Annotated in this window: 15 protein-coding genes and 2 pseudogenes; 1 reads left to right on the top strand and 16 read right to left on the bottom strand. The window is 55.2% G+C overall.

Features of this window, described 5'->3' with window-relative positions; all coding sequences use genetic code 11:
* Window positions 1–6: 6 nt before the first annotated feature.
* The 13 genes and pseudogenes from FME97_RS11630 to FME97_RS11670 all read right to left on the bottom strand — a co-directional run bounded on the left by FME97_RS11630 (window position 7) and on the right by FME97_RS11670 (window position 10,574).
* Complete coding sequence (locus tag FME97_RS11630; protein WP_141429784.1) at window positions 7–468, bottom strand: WG repeat-containing protein; 462 nt, start codon at window positions 466–468, stop codon at window positions 7–9.
* Between the two features lie 82 nt (window positions 469–550).
* Window positions 551–1,834 (bottom strand): MBL fold metallo-hydrolase, encoded by a 1,284-nt coding sequence (locus tag FME97_RS11635; RefSeq protein ID WP_141429785.1) that lies wholly within the window; start codon window positions 1,832–1,834, stop codon window positions 551–553.
* Window positions 1,831–2,760 (bottom strand): hypothetical protein, encoded by a 930-nt coding sequence (locus FME97_RS11640; protein WP_141429786.1) that lies wholly within the window; start codon window positions 2,758–2,760, stop codon window positions 1,831–1,833. The genes FME97_RS11635 and FME97_RS11640 overlap by 4 nt, the downstream gene beginning before the upstream one ends.
* 56 nt (window positions 2,761–2,816) lie before the next feature.
* The gene (locus FME97_RS11645) at window positions 2,817–3,494 is read right to left on the bottom strand and encodes a hypothetical protein (protein ID WP_141429787.1); all 678 of its coding nucleotides are present in this window, start codon (window positions 3,492–3,494) and stop codon (window positions 2,817–2,819) included.
* A gap of 9 nt (window positions 3,495–3,503) precedes the next feature.
* A complete protein-coding gene (locus FME97_RS11650; RefSeq protein ID WP_162502088.1) occupies window positions 3,504–4,886 on the bottom strand; it encodes an HAD domain-containing protein in 1,383 nt (460 codons plus the stop codon).
* Between the two features lie 478 nt (window positions 4,887–5,364).
* The gene (locus FME97_RS12615; protein ID WP_232522885.1) at window positions 5,365–5,607 is read right to left on the bottom strand and encodes a hypothetical protein; all 243 of its coding nucleotides are present in this window, start codon (window positions 5,605–5,607) and stop codon (window positions 5,365–5,367) included.
* Window positions 5,608–5,725: 118 nt separating this feature from the next.
* Entirely contained in the window at window positions 5,726–6,070 is a 345-nt protein-coding gene (locus FME97_RS12620; RefSeq protein WP_232522886.1) for a plasmid recombination protein, read from the bottom strand.
* An 86-nt stretch (window positions 6,071–6,156) separates the two neighbouring features.
* Window positions 6,157–6,420, bottom strand: a complete 264-nt coding sequence (locus FME97_RS12625) for a plasmid recombination protein (RefSeq protein WP_232522887.1) — start codon at window positions 6,418–6,420, stop codon at window positions 6,157–6,159.
* A gap of 200 nt (window positions 6,421–6,620) precedes the next feature.
* Entirely contained in the window at window positions 6,621–6,761 is a 141-nt protein-coding gene (locus tag FME97_RS12425) for a hypothetical protein (protein ID WP_162502089.1), read from the bottom strand.
* Window positions 6,758–7,270, bottom strand: coding sequence for a site-specific integrase (locus tag FME97_RS11660; RefSeq protein ID WP_317129409.1), 513 nt, complete (start codon window positions 7,268–7,270; stop codon window positions 6,758–6,760). Before FME97_RS11660 ends, FME97_RS12425 begins: the two co-directional genes overlap by 4 nt.
* A 72-nt stretch (window positions 7,271–7,342) precedes the next feature.
* Window positions 7,343–7,519: pseudogene (locus tag FME97_RS12670) on the bottom strand (phage integrase SAM-like domain-containing protein); the annotation flags it as partial.
* A pseudogene (locus FME97_RS12720) lies at window positions 7,506–7,793 on the bottom strand (Arm DNA-binding domain-containing protein); the annotation flags it as partial. The pseudogenes FME97_RS12720 and FME97_RS12670, both read right to left, overlap by 14 nt.
* A gap of 654 nt (window positions 7,794–8,447) precedes the next feature.
* Entirely contained in the window at window positions 8,448–10,574 is a 2,127-nt protein-coding gene (locus tag FME97_RS11670; RefSeq protein WP_141429791.1) for an HRDC domain-containing protein, read from the bottom strand.
* A gap of 296 nt (window positions 10,575–10,870) precedes the next feature.
* Here FME97_RS11670 and FME97_RS11675 point away from each other — a divergent pair, with 296 nt between their 5' ends.
* Window positions 10,871–11,524 (top strand): recombinase family protein, encoded by a 654-nt coding sequence (locus FME97_RS11675; RefSeq protein WP_141429792.1) that lies wholly within the window; start codon window positions 10,871–10,873, stop codon window positions 11,522–11,524.
* A gap of 153 nt (window positions 11,525–11,677) precedes the next feature.
* On the opposite strand, the gene FME97_RS11680 is transcribed toward FME97_RS11675, so the two are convergent.
* From FME97_RS11680 to FME97_RS11690, 3 genes are all read right to left on the bottom strand, one after another.
* Window positions 11,678–14,137 (bottom strand): heavy metal translocating P-type ATPase, encoded by a 2,460-nt coding sequence (locus tag FME97_RS11680; protein WP_141429793.1) that lies wholly within the window; start codon window positions 14,135–14,137, stop codon window positions 11,678–11,680.
* Window positions 14,138–14,335: 198 nt separating this feature from the next.
* Window positions 14,336–14,926, bottom strand: coding sequence for an AraC family transcriptional regulator (locus tag FME97_RS11685; RefSeq protein WP_317129394.1), 591 nt, complete (start codon window positions 14,924–14,926; stop codon window positions 14,336–14,338).
* A 203-nt stretch (window positions 14,927–15,129) separates the two neighbouring features.
* The gene (locus FME97_RS11690) at window positions 15,130–15,900 is read right to left on the bottom strand and encodes a S1/P1 nuclease (RefSeq protein ID WP_141429795.1); all 771 of its coding nucleotides are present in this window, start codon (window positions 15,898–15,900) and stop codon (window positions 15,130–15,132) included.
* Window positions 15,901–15,926 lie beyond the last annotated feature (26 nt).

Genomic DNA, 15,926 nt, shown 5'->3' on the forward strand with positions numbered 1-15,926 from the left:
AACCAACTATAAAAATTCGGTTTTGCCGCGGCGAATACAGGCGAAACGGTTATTGCCCCGCTGGCTTATGGGCAGGATCGCATCGTAAACGAGCGGCCGCACCCATTCGCCGAGTCGGTTCAGCAATCCGTATTTTCGTTGCCGGCCGATGATGTTGAATTGTCCGTAATGGCGGGTCAGCATATCGTATTCGGCCGGAATAATGATTTGACCGTCCCGGTCGAGTAATCCGTATTTCCCATTGCGGCGAATTCGTACCAGACCGGTACCGTACCGATCCGCACGTTCGCAGTCGAGCGAAATCAGGCGCCGGGGATGGATTCGCAACAGAGCATATCCGGCTACATCGCAAACGATTCCCGTCCGGTCGTCGAGCCGTTCCGCATATCGCCACCGGGCCGTTGTGAGATGCATACCCTGTTCGGTCAGAAAGCCCATTTTCCCTTCTTTCCAATAAATATCCAGCATTGTCGTTTCTTTTTACTGCAAAATAAAAAATCCGCTGTGCAGAAAAGTTGCACAGCGGAGTGTAAAAACGGATTCGGCCCGACTATTTTACGAGGAAATCTATCCCGTCGATCGTTTGTGAAGCCGTAACGATTTTCGACCGCAGTTCGTCTCCGATGTCGAGCGAGGCGAAATCGGAGCCTTTATCCCGATGGATCGGAATGATTGCTGTATGCGGAGGGACCGTGCGGCAAACGGCGGCCAGCGTATCGGTTGTCGCATGTCCCGATGTATGCACGTATTCAGAGTGCGGAAACCGGGCGACGAATGCCTTCAGATCCGGATTATAGGCTTCGTGCGTCGGAAGAATATAGCCGCGGAACATCGAGTAAATCAATAGGGTTTCATCCGGATTCAGTTCCGGTAGCAACGTGTCGACCCACCGCCGATACTTGGGGCCGGTGCGCAGCAACATCGTGAATCCCGTATCCAACATCCATTTCCGCAGTTTTTCATTCCGTTCGTCGGAACCGTAAACCTTGTGATCGAATTTGAAAAGCGGGCTTTTCACCCCGGCATGACCGGCGAACGATTCCAGAATCCGCTGTTGATAGCCGTCGCATACGAACGGACGGTTACGCATTTCCCGATTTGCCCGGTGAAAAGTCGCCAACCGGTCCATATCCGTCGAGGAGCAGAGTACGAAGACGTTTTTGTAGCGTTTCATCAACTCAATAGCCTGTCGTTTCAGGTCGTTCTCGTGGACGATTTTCTTCTCGTTGCGGTCGAGCATCGTTCCCTCGGTAATCAATACGTCGATACCTTGCGGTGCGATGTATTTTTCGAGCGTCGGCAGCAGTCCTTTCCCCAAATAGCCGTGCTGCCGGAAATCGCCCGTATGCAGAATCCGTTTGCCGTCGGCCTCGACGAGAAACATATAGGCGTCGGCTGCCGAGTGACTGACGAAATAGGGCGTAATCCGAATATCTTTTCCGACCCGTATACAACGGGCGGGTTCGTAGGTCTTGAATCGCTCGACGGCCGTCAAATCGGCTTCCCGTCGCTCTTTCTCGCCCGGAACATGCGTCAGGTGTTCCAGCCGGATGCGCATTACGGCTTTGGCTAACGGCCCGATATATTGATCGACCCGCTCCGGCACATGCCGGAATAAATCCACGTGATCGCCGTGATAGTGCGTGTAGAATACCGCATCGCATCCCTCGCACAGTTGTGCAATGGCCCCGGCATTGTCGAACCGGTCTTCCGACGGGCCGTTGCCTTTGGGAAGGTTATGTCCAAGATCGATCAGAATTTTCGACCGGGCGGTCCGGATTTCGGTGATGCACCCGCCGATCTGGTCGATGCCGCGGTGGATGGTGATCGTCATAGTAGTTTTACAGTAATATGCGGTTTGTATTTCTGTGTTTTGACTATAATCTGTTTATTGCAATTCTCCTGATTGATAAAGTCGATTAGCTCAGAAGTAATTGCCGGGTGTAAATCATCGACTAAAAGTACTCCGTAGATAGTTGATATATTTTTCTGTACCGCTAAATAGAATTTATCAAAATCACGTATTGATGGAATCTCTTTCTGTAATTCGTATCCGATTCGATGATGAAAACATAAGTCTTCCATAATCCAAAGATAAAAAAGTAGTTCGGAGATAATACCGACTTTTTTATTGTTATATTTTAACTCGAATATCCATAATTCATCGGCTTTTATAGCCCATAAATCTATCGCACTTTTTCCATATGGGAATAATCCATGTTTTTTATCAACCTTATCTCTGAAAATACCTACGGGTAATTGATGATTACATACATCAAAAGATGTATTGAGAAAAAGTTTTTCGGGATCTAAAAAAGCTCTTTCGAAATATGCTTCGGTTTTTTCTTTGATATTCTCTGTTTTACTATCATTCTGAGGATAATTTAGGAATAGATTTCCGACTGTGTAAACTGAATCTTTGAAATCTATGATATCCGCCACATTATTTTCAGAAGGTGCGAACCATAAAAAATGTTCCTGCATTTTTAATACACGATACAAGAACCGCTTATAATGTAAGTTTTTTATCTGAGGTATATCCCATGACAATATAACACGCTCAATTTCCCTTTTCCTATTAGCATAAATGCAAAATATCCAACCTTCAAACGCCGATGCGTCTTCTTGCATATTCCTGCATACTGAGAGAGAATCGACTCCTATGTATAGGATCTTTCGACTTTCATCGAAGTTGATGTCTATTTTTTCTGGAAGCCGCTGTATATTCCGTAACGATTGTAGAAAAGTCTTTTTATCCATTTTATTATTTATTTTTAGGTTTCTAAATATAATAAATCAGTCATTATCTTCTAAACTTAGAATATAAAATCTTTATTACAAGGATCTAATCGAGTAACTATGTCGTTTAATGATAATGTACTTGAATAGCCTGATACGGGGTTTGCTTGGATAATGTATCTTATTGCTGCGCGGAAGGCTCCGAACTCACCGCCACTTATTCCGGAGGTAACCGTACCGCAATCGAGGCAGTGTACCGAGTGGGAACTCATTCCGCTCATGGGCGAACCGCTGAAACTGAAGACAAGCGATCGCCCCTTACATTTCGGGCATGGTTTGTAAAAAGTGTTCGGATAGTCTATCCATGCCTTAACAAGTATTCCCAGGCAAATTTCTCCGAAACCATAGACCCTAAGCGGCGTTTCGGTAAAGAAGAGCTTAGGGTCGGAAAGAATCTGTTCCCGATGATGCCAGAAGAGAGGAATATGCTCCGAGTAGACCTTCCACCGATGTTTTTCCGCCTTACACCGCTGCGCTTCGCGCGCGCGTCCGAACCAGATGTCGTAAAGACTCTCCGGGATGAGCAGGCGGTTTTGCAAGTCGAAAGTCAGCCCGTTGTCGATAATCAGCGACCTGTCGATGCAAACCTGCAACCGCTCTTCGTTTTGCAACGTGTATTCACTCCCGTCGTATCGGACGATCGGAACGGCAATCGCTGCCTCAGCCGGTTTTTGCCGGTTCGTTTTTGCAGTCATCTCTTTAATTTAATGATTCAAAATCTCAATCGCTCGCCGCGCATCCTCTTCCGTGATGCCGCGCTCGGGATCGATCCGGATAAAATTCGGTCGCTGTTCGGATAAAATATCCGGTTCGTCATCCAGAATGACGTAGCGGTATCCTTCGGCCGTATGCTCAAGCAGCCAATGCTTGATCTCGTTGCCTTTGCCGATAAACATTTCGGGATCGTCGAAGTCGGGGTTTATTGCCCGGATTTCCTCGGCTGTCATACACTCTTCCGTGATGTCGATCATTCGGCCGGGCAAACGGCGCTCGCGCCACATCTCCGCCATACGTTCCGCTCCCTCGAATTTCCACGAGGAGGAGATAACGACCGATGCCCCTGTCGCGTCGATGATCGTGCCCAAATTGGCGACTGACTCGGGATCGAACAGATAGCCGTATTTATCCGACAACGGTTTGCCGGCTCTTTTCAGCGCGGCAATATGCCGCCCGGTGTTGAGTACGCCATCGAAATCGAGAAAGATCATACGCCGCTTATGCCGTGAATAGAGAAGATTCATCTCGTCGATGATCCGCTCTGTTTCATTTCGCACGGCGATCGGCGACAGTACCTCAATATCGATGTGCTGTGTCAATACGGCCCGGTAAAATTCGTAAGTAGGAGCGACCCGATATTCGAAATCGGCATAATCGGCCGTCGTTTCGATCTCCTGTTGCGAATCGTGCAGAGGCAGTGTCCGCAAGTATTTCGGCCCGTCGCCGTAGGCGCGGATTCGGATCGTACAGGGTTTGATGTCATCGTAAACAGCCACGCCGAAGGCGCCGGACAGATAATCCCCGGGATCGAGATCGGCGGGCGGCGTAAAACGTTTTTCGGTCAACCGAACCGCCTGCATCCGATCGAGTGCGTAGAGTTTGATTTTCGCTTCATGCGGTTTATCGGCATAGAGATACCAGCGGCGTTCGTAGAGTTTGACGAAAAGCGGGCGGAGCGTCAACTCAAACGGTGTGTCCCCGTAAAAAGGCTGGTAGGTAACGCCGATCTGCCGGTTCTCGCGCATCGCCTCCAAAATATAGGTCAGAAAACTTTTCGATGAGGGGATATTCTCTATCAGTATGCGGCTGCGCAGCGATTGGGTATCACGCAACATGTTGCTAACCGAGAAACTGTCGAGCAACCAATTCGCCATGCTGTCGCGTTGCAGATCGTCGCTGTCGGTGATGTAGTAGCGATTTGTTCGTTCGTCGCAGGCGATGCGAATGCCGAATAGTTCTTCGATCGCCTCGCGGTGGTTGTGAAATGTTCGTAACGCAAACCGTTTTCCGCCCGACAGCGTACTGCGCTGCCAGCGTTCGTTGATTTCAGCGAACGTAATCGACCCAGCCCGACGGATCGTGTCGGCCAACCAAATGTACTTTTTGAAAAGATCCGATGCCATACTTTTTAATTCCTCTGCCAAAGATAGCAAATTGGTATGCCAAATTATCGCATAGGCTAAATATATTTAATTTCCAACGCTATATTTATTTCCTTTGTTTTGCCTTGGTTCGATATTTATCCCGATTTTCTGATAGAACTCCTTTCCTTGCTGTTTGAGCCACACATCGCAGTCTTCTCCGTTTATGGTGAACCGGAATCCGTCGGGCCGTCCTCGTCGAGTTTGAGTTGCAGGACAACATCGTTGGCCCTTAACGTATGATTATACTTTGTCGAGTGCAGCTCTCCCGTGTATCGGTAAGGCTGCATCGTAGATAGCGTTTTGGTTCTCTTCTTGTCCAAGTCCGACGTTCTTACAATCAATAGTTTTCCTATTTCAACAGCCTCTTTACGTCCGGACATAGATCATCGACGCACATCAATGCTCTTACCGCCTCGTACATCCGTTATTTGATTTTGTCTTTCTCTTTATCGTGCCTGACCTGCATGGTTGTTATTTCCCGTTGCAGGCTCTTAATGTCTTTGTCTTTGCCCTCTATTATGTCCTGTAAGTCCGCGATCTGCTTTTCATACCTCGCGGGCTTGGGGTCGTGGAACAACGCCCCAATCCTTTCGACGGCTTTCGTCGTGACATTTACGGCCACGCCTTTTAGTTTGTCGGTCTTAATCTCCCGTCGTGTTTGCGCCAACTCCGTTTCTCTTTCTTCTTCCTCCGCTGTTCGTCGATGGTGTTGCAGTCTGTTTGCGCGGCTCGTTGCTGTGCTTGGAGTGCAGCAATATCTACCGTCAGCGTCTTTTGCTGTTCTTTCAGGTTCTCGACCTGCTCGGCGATTTCGTTCTTGCGGACAATACCTCGCGGTAATATTGTTGGGTAGATATGTGTTTTGCTTCCGATCCCTCGACGCCGCGTCGCAGTCCGTATTTGGCCATCGCTTCGGCATAGGTGGTCTGGTAGGCTTTGAGTTTGTCCCGTGCCATCACACCGTCGGCGCACAGGCACGGACGGTCTTTCTTTGTTCGGTAAGTTCTCTTTCCGCTTTGGGCGTTCTTCTCCCGTTCCAGCTTAGCCTTTCTGCGTTCGCCCCGTGTGATCGGCACGACGGTCGCGTGGATATGCGGCGTCTTCTCGTCCAGATGCAGGACTGCCGACACGACGTTTTCCTTTCCGAAAGTCTTTTGCAGCCAACCGCAGGAATCCTTGGCCCAAGCATCCAACTACCCGGCCTGTCGGATACGCTTCATATCTTCGGGGCTTCCGGAGAGCATGACATGCAAGTCCTTACTTGGTTCTTTCCGATCTTGCGCTCCAGCCCGGCATTGTCCAGTCGGTGCTGGATCGCTTCGATGCGGTTGGTCACTCCTTTGAGGAACTCTACTAATTCTTCATTGAGGTAGGTAAGTGTCGTTATGACGTTGGCGGGTGCGATTCTCCGCTCGACGTGTCCCGACATGGCGGCGTCCGTTCCGGCCGCCTTTTCGATATGCAATACGACATAACCCATAACGGTATAGTTTTAGGTGGTTTGGATAATCTGTTCTCGGCGGCATCGGAGCGAAGCGGGCAAGGATTCGGAGTTGGCCCGGCCGCCGTCTGGGTCGCGGAGCTGCCACCGCAAGGGGTGTTCAGAGGGGCGCAGCCCCTTTGGCCTATTGGGGCATTTTCAGCGTTGCGGAGCAATGCGGAAAGAAATGCCCCAATAGGCTATACCTTTTGTAAAAAGGCGCGGGCGCGAAGCGGCTGATGGGTGGGCGACTGTGCCGCTGTCATGTCCGTCAGCAGGGGAGCCGATGAAAGAAAACCGACGGCCCGCAAGCCCGCCGCTTCGATTTCTCTTTTTATCATGCGAGGCTGTATTTTGCGGAATAGATGTCGGCCATTTCGTCGAAACCCTTTGCCAACATATCATCCGTTACCTTGGCATAAATCTGGGCGGTCTTGATATTCGTGTGTCCCAGCATCCGGCTGACGACTTCGATACGGATACCTTGCGCCAGCGCATTGGTCGTGGCGAACGTGTGGCGGGCCATGTGATAGGTTATCATCGTCTTGTCGATGCCGACCTCCGCCGCAATTTTCTTCAATACCCTGTTACAGTAGGCGATGTAGGGCACAAGCAGTACGAGGTTCGTTCCCGCGACCTCACGTTTGTAACGGGCGATGATGCGTTTCGTGATGCCGCACAATTTGATTTTGAACGGCGTGCTCGTCTTTTGCCGCTTCTTAACAATCCATAAATCCCCGTCGAATGAGCGTTGAATCATCTCGTCGGCATGAGCCATTCCCGTAAAACAGGAAAAGATGAACATATCGCGCACCTTGCCGTAACCGTCGAACGTGAATTTGTGGTTCATCAACGCCTGCAACTCGGATTCGATCAGATAACCTCGCTCTTTGGTCGTTTTCTTCGGATGATAGTCGGCAAAGGGATTCCGGGCGATAACGCCGGCGTTGTGGGCTTTCGTCACGATCATCTTCAGTGGCTTGGTGTAGATACAAACACACGAGGGAGTAAGCCTCTTCTCACTTCGCAGATAAAGATCATAATCGGTAATGAAAGTTTCGGTCAACTCTTTCAGCGGAATATCCTCACGATGTAGTTTGTCGGAAAGAAACTCGGCCGGCGGACTTCACCCGTTCGGCCGTGACATAGGCGTCGCGGTCGGAGATACGTTGATAGTGGTGGAGCAGTTTGGCCCGAATGCGTTCCAACTCGGCATTGACATTCCGTGCTTCGGCACTCTTACCGGCGGCCTTGTTCGCGGCAGAATCCCACAAGGCGAGCGGGATAGTCAGGCGCGACGATATGAAAGTGCTTTTGCCGTTGACCGTAAGCCGGACACAGATCATCGGGACAGGCCGTCCTTTGCGCGTTGTTTGTTGACGTAAAACAGAATCCGAAAGGTACTTCTCATAACACGTAACTTTAAGGGGTGCAAAATTAGTCCATTATGAGTCCCTTGTCAAGATGAAGGATATCGCAATACAATGAAAAAGAATCGGACGGTGCAGGAACCGGGATGTATGAACCTGCTTCCGAATGCATTTTCCACAGGCTCCGAAAACAGGAAAGCCTTGCATATTTATGATACATAAGACTTTACCTTTTATCGTCGCTTTTTTCCTCAGCTTTCAGAGCGGGGAAAGGGACTGTTTGCGCCATAGAGCAGATTAGAGCTAATTAATTGTCGGATAGTTCGATATGCCTATTGTTGTCATATTCTGTATTTCGACGATTGGGCAGCCTGAAGCAACGAAACGCAGGCGTTGAGTTAACAAATCGTTATCCGAAGTTGTTAACCGGCTACCCCGCTGCTCTGCTTGTTTTTTCTTACATAATAGATTCCGTTCCGATATGTTATGACCAATGCCGACCGGCTGGTACATTCCGCGATTTCTCCGATCGACGCCCGGCGGATATTTGGTCGGGAAAACGGATAAATCGGAAAACTGGAGTCGGAAAGATGGCGCACCGGCCCATACCCTTCGCGGAACGCCGGATAAAACAAACCGTCGGATGAAAAGCCCGAATCAGTCCGTCTCGCCTTCGGCCTTTCCGTCCAGCCAGTCTCGGACAATCGAGAGCACCTGCGGACCGTATTTGGCCATGAAAACCTTTCCGATCCCTTTTATGTCGGACAATTCCTTTTCGCTTCGTGGAAGTACCCGGCATACCGTCACGAGAGCGATCTGCTGCATGATCACATAGGCCGGCACGCCATCGCGGGTCGCACATCGTTTGCGCCATGTTCTGAGCCGTTCGAAAAGTTCCGGATTCTCGATGTCTTCCGAAACAGGCTCCGCTGCCGCTTTTTTGTTATTCGACCGTTTGGCCGCAAGGTCCTTTACGGCTGCCTTGGCCCTCGTGTCGAGGTAATTGCGGATCGTGAAGCCCGAAGAATTGTCCATGCCGAGTACGGCCGTCTTTATGGCGAATGCCTCCTGCAATTTTCCGACGGCCTCGGATACTTTCTTTTTAATATCTTTATTGTCAATGACGATGTCGCTCTGATTCATCAGAGGCATGACGATCTCCTCGCACTTCGCAAGAAAATACGACTGGGCTTTCACGATACGGTCCGTCAACTGCCTGTCGGTCTCCGGATCGGACGATACGGTCAGGAGCGCATCCAGTTGATATTGGAATTTTTCGCTTATGGCGACGATTTCCGAGATGAACCGCCCCGAAGCGGCATTCCACATTCCGGTCGATTTCGGGTAGATTTTCGCAAGGTGTTCGTTGAATGCTTTTCGCACCGTGAATATTTTGATTTTCAAGGATGTGAAATCGAACATGTCGGTCAGAAGAGAGCGGTAGTATATCCGGCGCTGTGCGGCGAAGAGGGTTTCGTCGGGCCGGTCGGTCTCCATGTTCCTGTTGAAATCCGCAACCGCCGAATCGTTGATGATCGCGTTTTTCTGCAGGGGCGTACGGAGTACGAGCCCTTCGAAACTCCGGCAACGGCTCAATGCCACGTACACCTGGCCGTGGGAGAACGAATGCGCAGCGTCGATAATGACCCGATCGAACGTCAGCCCCTGGCTTTTGTGGATGGTTATCGCCCAAGCCGCTTTAAGAGGGTATTGACGGAATATCCCTTCCACGGTTTCGCTGATTTCCCGGGTCTGCGGGTCAACGGTATACTTCACGTTCGTCCATTCCCCGGGTTCGACTTCGACGGGCTCGGCAAGATCGTCGAGTGCAACTTCGATTTTCGACTCGCCGATGCGTGTTATCCGGCCGATCTTGCCGTTAAAATAGCGCTGAAGTCCTGTGGGATCGTTTTTGACGAACATCACCTGGGCTCCCGCCTTGAGCGTAAGTTCGCGGTCTGTGGGAAAAAGATACTCCGGAAAATCGCCCTCTATGTCGCAAGAAAACGTATGCGGCGGAGTGTCGAGACCGGCCATCCTCCGCTCGTTGATCGCACGGGCCGTATTGTTATGCGATGTCAGCGTGATATACCCGTCTTTGTCGTCGGGGACGAATCCGGGAACATATCTTGAATTCAGCCTCTCCAGTATGTCCGGAGTGACGGTGTTTTCCCGTACCCGGTTGAGAATATCTATGAATCCGGTATCGCTCTGCCGATAGACATGTTTCAATTCCAGAGTGATGTATTTAGCTTCCCGCAGCGCCGCACTGTCGAAAAAGTAGGGCGACTCGTAATATTTGCCGAGCAGTTCCCATTCCGGTTGTTTTACGACAGGAGCGAGTTGCTGGAGATCCCCGATCATCAGCAACTGTACGCCGCCGAACGGTTTGTCCCGGTCCCTGTATCGCCGCAAGACGTCGTTCATCGCATCCAGCAGGTCGGCACGCACCATGCTTATTTCGTCGATGACCAGCAGGTCGAGGCTTCTGATGACGGCTATTTTTTCCTTGCTGAAATTCATTCGCTTCTCTCCTCCGGTCCGGAGCACGCCAGGCAGGTGAGGTCCGAACGGAAGCTGGAAGAAAGAGTGAATGGTAACTCCTCCGGCATTGATCGCTGCGACGCCTGTCGGCGCTACGACAATCATTCTTTTGGGCGAGCTCTGTCTGAGATCGCGCAGGAAAGTGGTCTTTCCCGTACCGGCTTTTCCCGTGAGAAAGACATTGATTCCGGTTTGCTCGAGAAATTTCCGGGCAAGATCCATTTGGGGGTTGTCAGACATGTCCTGTACTCGTTTTACGACTTAAAGATACCTATTTAATCCGACATTCGAAATTTACGATCCGACACCCGGGGCTTTCCCGTCCGTCGGGTCGCTCTCCCGAAAGTCCGTTTTTCACACGGCAACCGTCGGGGCCGATACCGTTCGGGACGACGCATCGCCGACGAAGCGGCAGCAAGGATCTTCCGACCAGCAGAATGGCATCGAATTTGCCCGAAATGTTTTCATACCTGCCGATTATCCGCTTTCTTGCCGGCCACCGGAGACAATGTCGTTTCCGGAAAACAAAGAATAATATGATAGTGGCTTATTTAAGGGTCAGTACGGGCAAACAGAATCTGGCCAATCAACAGGACGAAATCAGACGTTTCGCCGAAAGCAGGGAGTTGGTGATAACCAACTGGGTGACCGAGGTAGTCAGCGGCAAGGCGAAAGAGAAGGACCGCAAACTCGGACGGTTGCTGAAGCGCATGAAGAGGGGAGACACGCTGATCGTGACGGAAATATCCCGCCTGAGCCGGACGCTCACCGACATCATGGGAATCATGGGCAAATGCCTCAAGCGCGGAATCAACCTGTACACCACCAAGGAGAAGTACTCCTTCGACGACACGATCAACAGCAAGGTGCTCTGCTTCGCGTTCGGGCTCGTGGCCGAAATCGAGCGCAACCTGATCTCCATGCGCACCCGCGAGGCGCTGGCGCTGCGTCGGGCCGAAGGCATGGTCCTGGGACGGAAAAAGGGAAGCTACACCAAATTGCAGGTGCTCATCGAAAACCGGACCGCCGTGATCGAAATGCTGAACGAAGACCGCTCCATCGGCGACATCTGCCGCCATTTTGGTCTTTCGCGGGACACCTTCGCCAAATTCAAGGCGAGATATCCCACCGTGCAGAAAGCGGTGGAGGAGAAGGAGGCCCGCCGTACGGGGACATGCCCCGGAACGTAGTCACGTCCCCCGAAAGGAGGGATCCGCAGCCGCGCGGCCGCGACACGGCAGGACTGCGGGAGCGAAACGCCGGAAAGAGGGGAGGACCGGACTTCGACAGTCCGGTCCTCCCCGGTTTCTCCCGGGAGTGTTCTCCGCATAAGAGACGTCGGATCAGAGCTCTGTCAGGCGGTAGTCGCCGGCCAGCTCGTCCACGGCCCGCTGCAACGTCTCCACGGGGACGGTATCGCCGGCGAAGACGACGGCGGCGACGGGCGGCGAGAGCGTCACCGAAGCCGAAACGCCCGCCACGGAATTCAATGCCTTCTCGACATGCGCGCGGCAATGGTCGCACATCATGCCCTCCACTCGAAATCGTTTTTCCATAGTATGTCGTTTTTGGGGTTGTCCGATCTTGCGGCGTTTGAGCCGCAGGCTGTTGGCGACGACGCTCACGCTGCTCATCGCCATGGCCGCTCCGGCGATCATCGGGTCCAGTTGGAATCCCCAGAGCGGATAGAAGAGCCCGGCGGCCACCGGTACGCCGATCAGGTTGTAGATGAAGGCCCAGAAGAGATTCTCCCGAACGGTCCGCACGGTCAGCCGCGAGAGACGGATCGCCTCGGGAATCTTCCGCAGATCGGGCGAAAGGACGGTCATGCGCGCCGCCTCGATGGCGATGTCGCTGCCGCTGCCCATCGCTATCCCCAGATCGGCACGGGCCAGCGCCGCGCTGTCGTTGATGCCGTCGCCCGCCATCGCCACGACGTGCCCCGCCCGCTGCAACTCCTCCACGAAGGCGGCCTTGCCGCCCGGCAGCACCCCGGCACGGTAATGCCCGATTCCCGCCTCGCGGGCCACGGCGGCGGCCGATGCCTCCTGATCGCCCGTCAGCATCCAGACTCCGATGCCCCGGGCCTGCAACGCCGCGACGGCCTCCCTGGAACCTTCGCGCAGCCGGTCGGCGACGGCCGCAACGGCCAGCGCCCGCCCCGCTTCGGCGAACCAGACAAGGCTCCGCGCCCGGGCGGCCCAACGATCGGCCTGCCGTTCCAGCGCTTCGTCCACCGCCACGCCGCGCTCGGCGAGCAGCCGCCGGCTGCCGGCGAGACAGAGCGTCTCGCCGAAACGTCCGGCGACACCCCGGCCGGGGATGTTCTCGAATCCGTCGGGTGTCCCGGCGGCCGGAACGCCCTGCGCCGTGAGAGACTGCACGACGGCCGCGGCCAACGGATGCTCCGAAGCGCGTTCGAGTGCCAGAAAACGCCCGGCAGCCGCCTCGCCTCCGGCGGTCCACGCCAGATCCGTGACCGCAGGCCGCCCCTCGGTCAGCGTGCCGGTCTTGTCCAGCACGACCGTATCAACACGGCAGGCGGTCTCCAGCGTCTCGGCGTCCCTGACGAGGATACCCAGTCCGGCGCCTTTGCCGATGCCGACCATGATGGCCGTCGGCGTGGCCAGTCCCAGCGCGCAGGGACAGGCGACGACCAGCACGGTGACCAGCGCCAGCAGGCCGCGGACGAACCCCTCGGCGGGGTCGAACACGAGCCAGAGGAGAAACGACGCGACGGCCAGCAGGATGATGACCGGCACGAAGACGGCGGCGATGCGGTCCACGAGCCTCTGCACCGGAGCCTTGCTGCCCTGCGCATCCTGCACGAGGCGGATGATCTGCGCGAGCATCGTACCTTCGCCGACCTCGACGGCCCGGTAACGGAACGTGCCGCGCTGATTGACCGTGCCGGCGAAAACGCGGTCCGATGGGCCCTTGGCCACCGGAACGGGTTCGCCGCTCAGCATGCTCTCGTCCACATAGGACGCACCCTCCGCAACGACCCCGTCCACGGCGATCCGGCCGCCCGGACGCACCGCAAGCAGATCGCCCGGACGCACGTCGCCGACCGGGACCTCGCATTGGGTGCCGTCGGCGCCGATACGCAGCACGGTGGCGGGGCGCAGGCCGGCCAGCTTGCGGATGGCCTCCATCGTGCCGCCTTTCGCGCGCTCTTCGAGCAGACGGCCCAGCAGCACGAAGGCCACGACGACGCCCGATGCCTCGAAATAGACATGCGGCGCGATGCCGCGCGCCGTCCAGAAGGAGGGAAAAAAGAGGTTGAAAAGGCTGAACAGGTAGGCGATGCCGGTGCTCAGGGCCACCAATGTATCCATGTTCGCGGAACGGTGGCGCAACTGGCGCCATGCCCCGGTGAAAAAACCGCTGCCGAGCCAGAAGACGAGGGGCGTGGCGAGCAGCCACGTCACCCACGGCGACCATGTACGGTGCATGAAGAGCATCCCGACGACGAGCAACGGCACGGCCAGCACCAATGCGGCTGCGACGCGGCGTTTCAGCGCCCGATACCGGGCGTCGTGCTCGCTCTCGGCCTTTCCGGCGGCATCCGTCAGATCTACCACCAGATCGTACCCCGCGTCGCGGACCGCCTGCCGCAGCCGTTCGGGAGCGGTCGCAGCCGCGTCGTACTCCACGGCGACGGTCGCTGCGGCGTAGTTCACCGCAGCGCTCCGGACTCCCGGCTGCTCGCCGAGCGTCCGTCCCACACGGGCGGCGCACGAAGCGCAGCTCATGCCGAGCACGGGAAAAATGCGTTTTGTCACGGATTCGTTCGCTGCCATGATTCGGTGTTTTTCGTCGGAACAAAGATAACCCGGCCGCCGGGCGGGCGCGTTACGAAATTCGGGATTTCTTTTACAAGATTCGGGCGAAACGGGCCGAACGGACCGCGAAAGATCCGGAGAACGGGCGGGGGGGGGCTGCCGCGCCTGCCGGAAAGAAGCGGGGCGGGCCGTCCGCATGAAGCCCGAAACCTTCGGTCACACCCGGTCGAGCGGACGGCGGACGGCGGTCTTCTGCTGCCGGAAACGGCTCGGAGTCATACCCGTGACGCTCTTGAACTGCGCGCTCAGATAGGCCGCGCTCGAATAGCCCAGGGAGTCGGCGATCTGGGAAAGCGACAGCTCGTCGTAACGCAGCAGCTCCTTGGCACGCTCGATCTTCTGGGCGATGAAGTACTTCTCGATCGTCGTGCCGCTCACCTCCGAAAAGAGTTTGCTCAATGCGCTGTAATCGTGCCCGAGCTGCCGGGTGAGGTAATCCGAAAGCCGCTCGCGGGGCGGCATACCGTCGTTGTGGTGCACCAGCCGGACGACGGCGGTCCGAATTCGCTCCACGAGTTGCAGCCGGCGGTCCTCCAGCAGTTCGAACCCGAGGGCTTCCAGCTCCCGGCGGATCGCGGTGCGGACGGTTCCGCCGCACGGCTGCGGAAGAAGCGCTTCGCCCAGCGCGACCGACACGGGCTCGACGCCGCAGCGGCGGAGCGCGTCGCGCACGGCTGCGATGCAGCGGTCGCACACCATATTCTTTATGTAGAGCGTCTCGGGCACGGCGTCGTTTCTTCGGAACAAAATTAAGAACTTTCCGGCAAAAAGCGGCATTTCGCCGGAACTATTCCCGGACTCAGGCCGACAAGCGGCCCATCCGTCCCGTAACGGCGGCCGCAGGGGACGGGTCCGAGGATCATACGGTCGGCTGTAATGTAAAAAACGCCCTGCCGGAGTACGACGGCAGGGCGTTTCGTTCGGAAGGATTCCGGCGGTCCGGAACGGAATCAGCGGTAGATCTCGTTCAACAGGCGTGCCAGCCGATGGCCCGCGCGGAGAAGCTGACGTTCGATGACCGGGGCGGCCGCGGCGATGTAGTCGTAGGAAATACGGCTCCCCTCCGGCGTCTCGTCATAGACCTTGCGGCAGATTTCCAGCGTCTCGGCCACCCAGTCGGCGGGCGTGCCGGCCGCAACGGCCTCGGCCTCCTGCTTCGTCAGGCGGTCGATCTGACGCTGCCACTCGGTGTAGCTCCATTTGTGGGCCGACTCGACGAGCGAGGTGTCCCACACCGAATGGAGGTTCGTCTCCTTATCGAAGAAGCGTACCGGACGCAGATTGCCTCCCAAGTCGGTGGCGCGGCCCAGGTGCATCGGGCAGTGCATGTCGCCCAGGAGGTGAATCAGCATTTTGAGGTTGAAGGCCTCCTCTTCGGGCGAAAGTCCGCCCGCCCTGAGCTTCGCGACGATCTCCGTCACGGCCTTCAGGATGTCGCCCTGCGGATTCGCGGGCATGTCGTCGAGCGTCCGGCCCTCGTCCACGTTCAGGTAGTGCCACGTCTTCGTGTAGGCATATTCGGGAGTGTGGCTGGCGTTGTCGAGCCAGTTGGCGAAATAGACGGGCGAATAGCCGCCCAGCACCTTGTCGATCTTCTTCGCCGCGGCGGGCGTCAGGTGACACTCGGCAATGTAGGCCGTCACGTCATGGCCCTTCTGTCCCCACGCAAAGCCGCTGCGGGCTGCGAAAAGACAGAGGCCGAGGAAAAACAGTTTTTTCATCGCTGTCAGGGTTTATCGGGGTCGAA

It is taken from the genome of Alistipes dispar, assembly GCF_006542685.1.
Classification (GTDB): Bacteria; Bacteroidota; Bacteroidia; order Bacteroidales; family Rikenellaceae; genus Alistipes; species Alistipes dispar.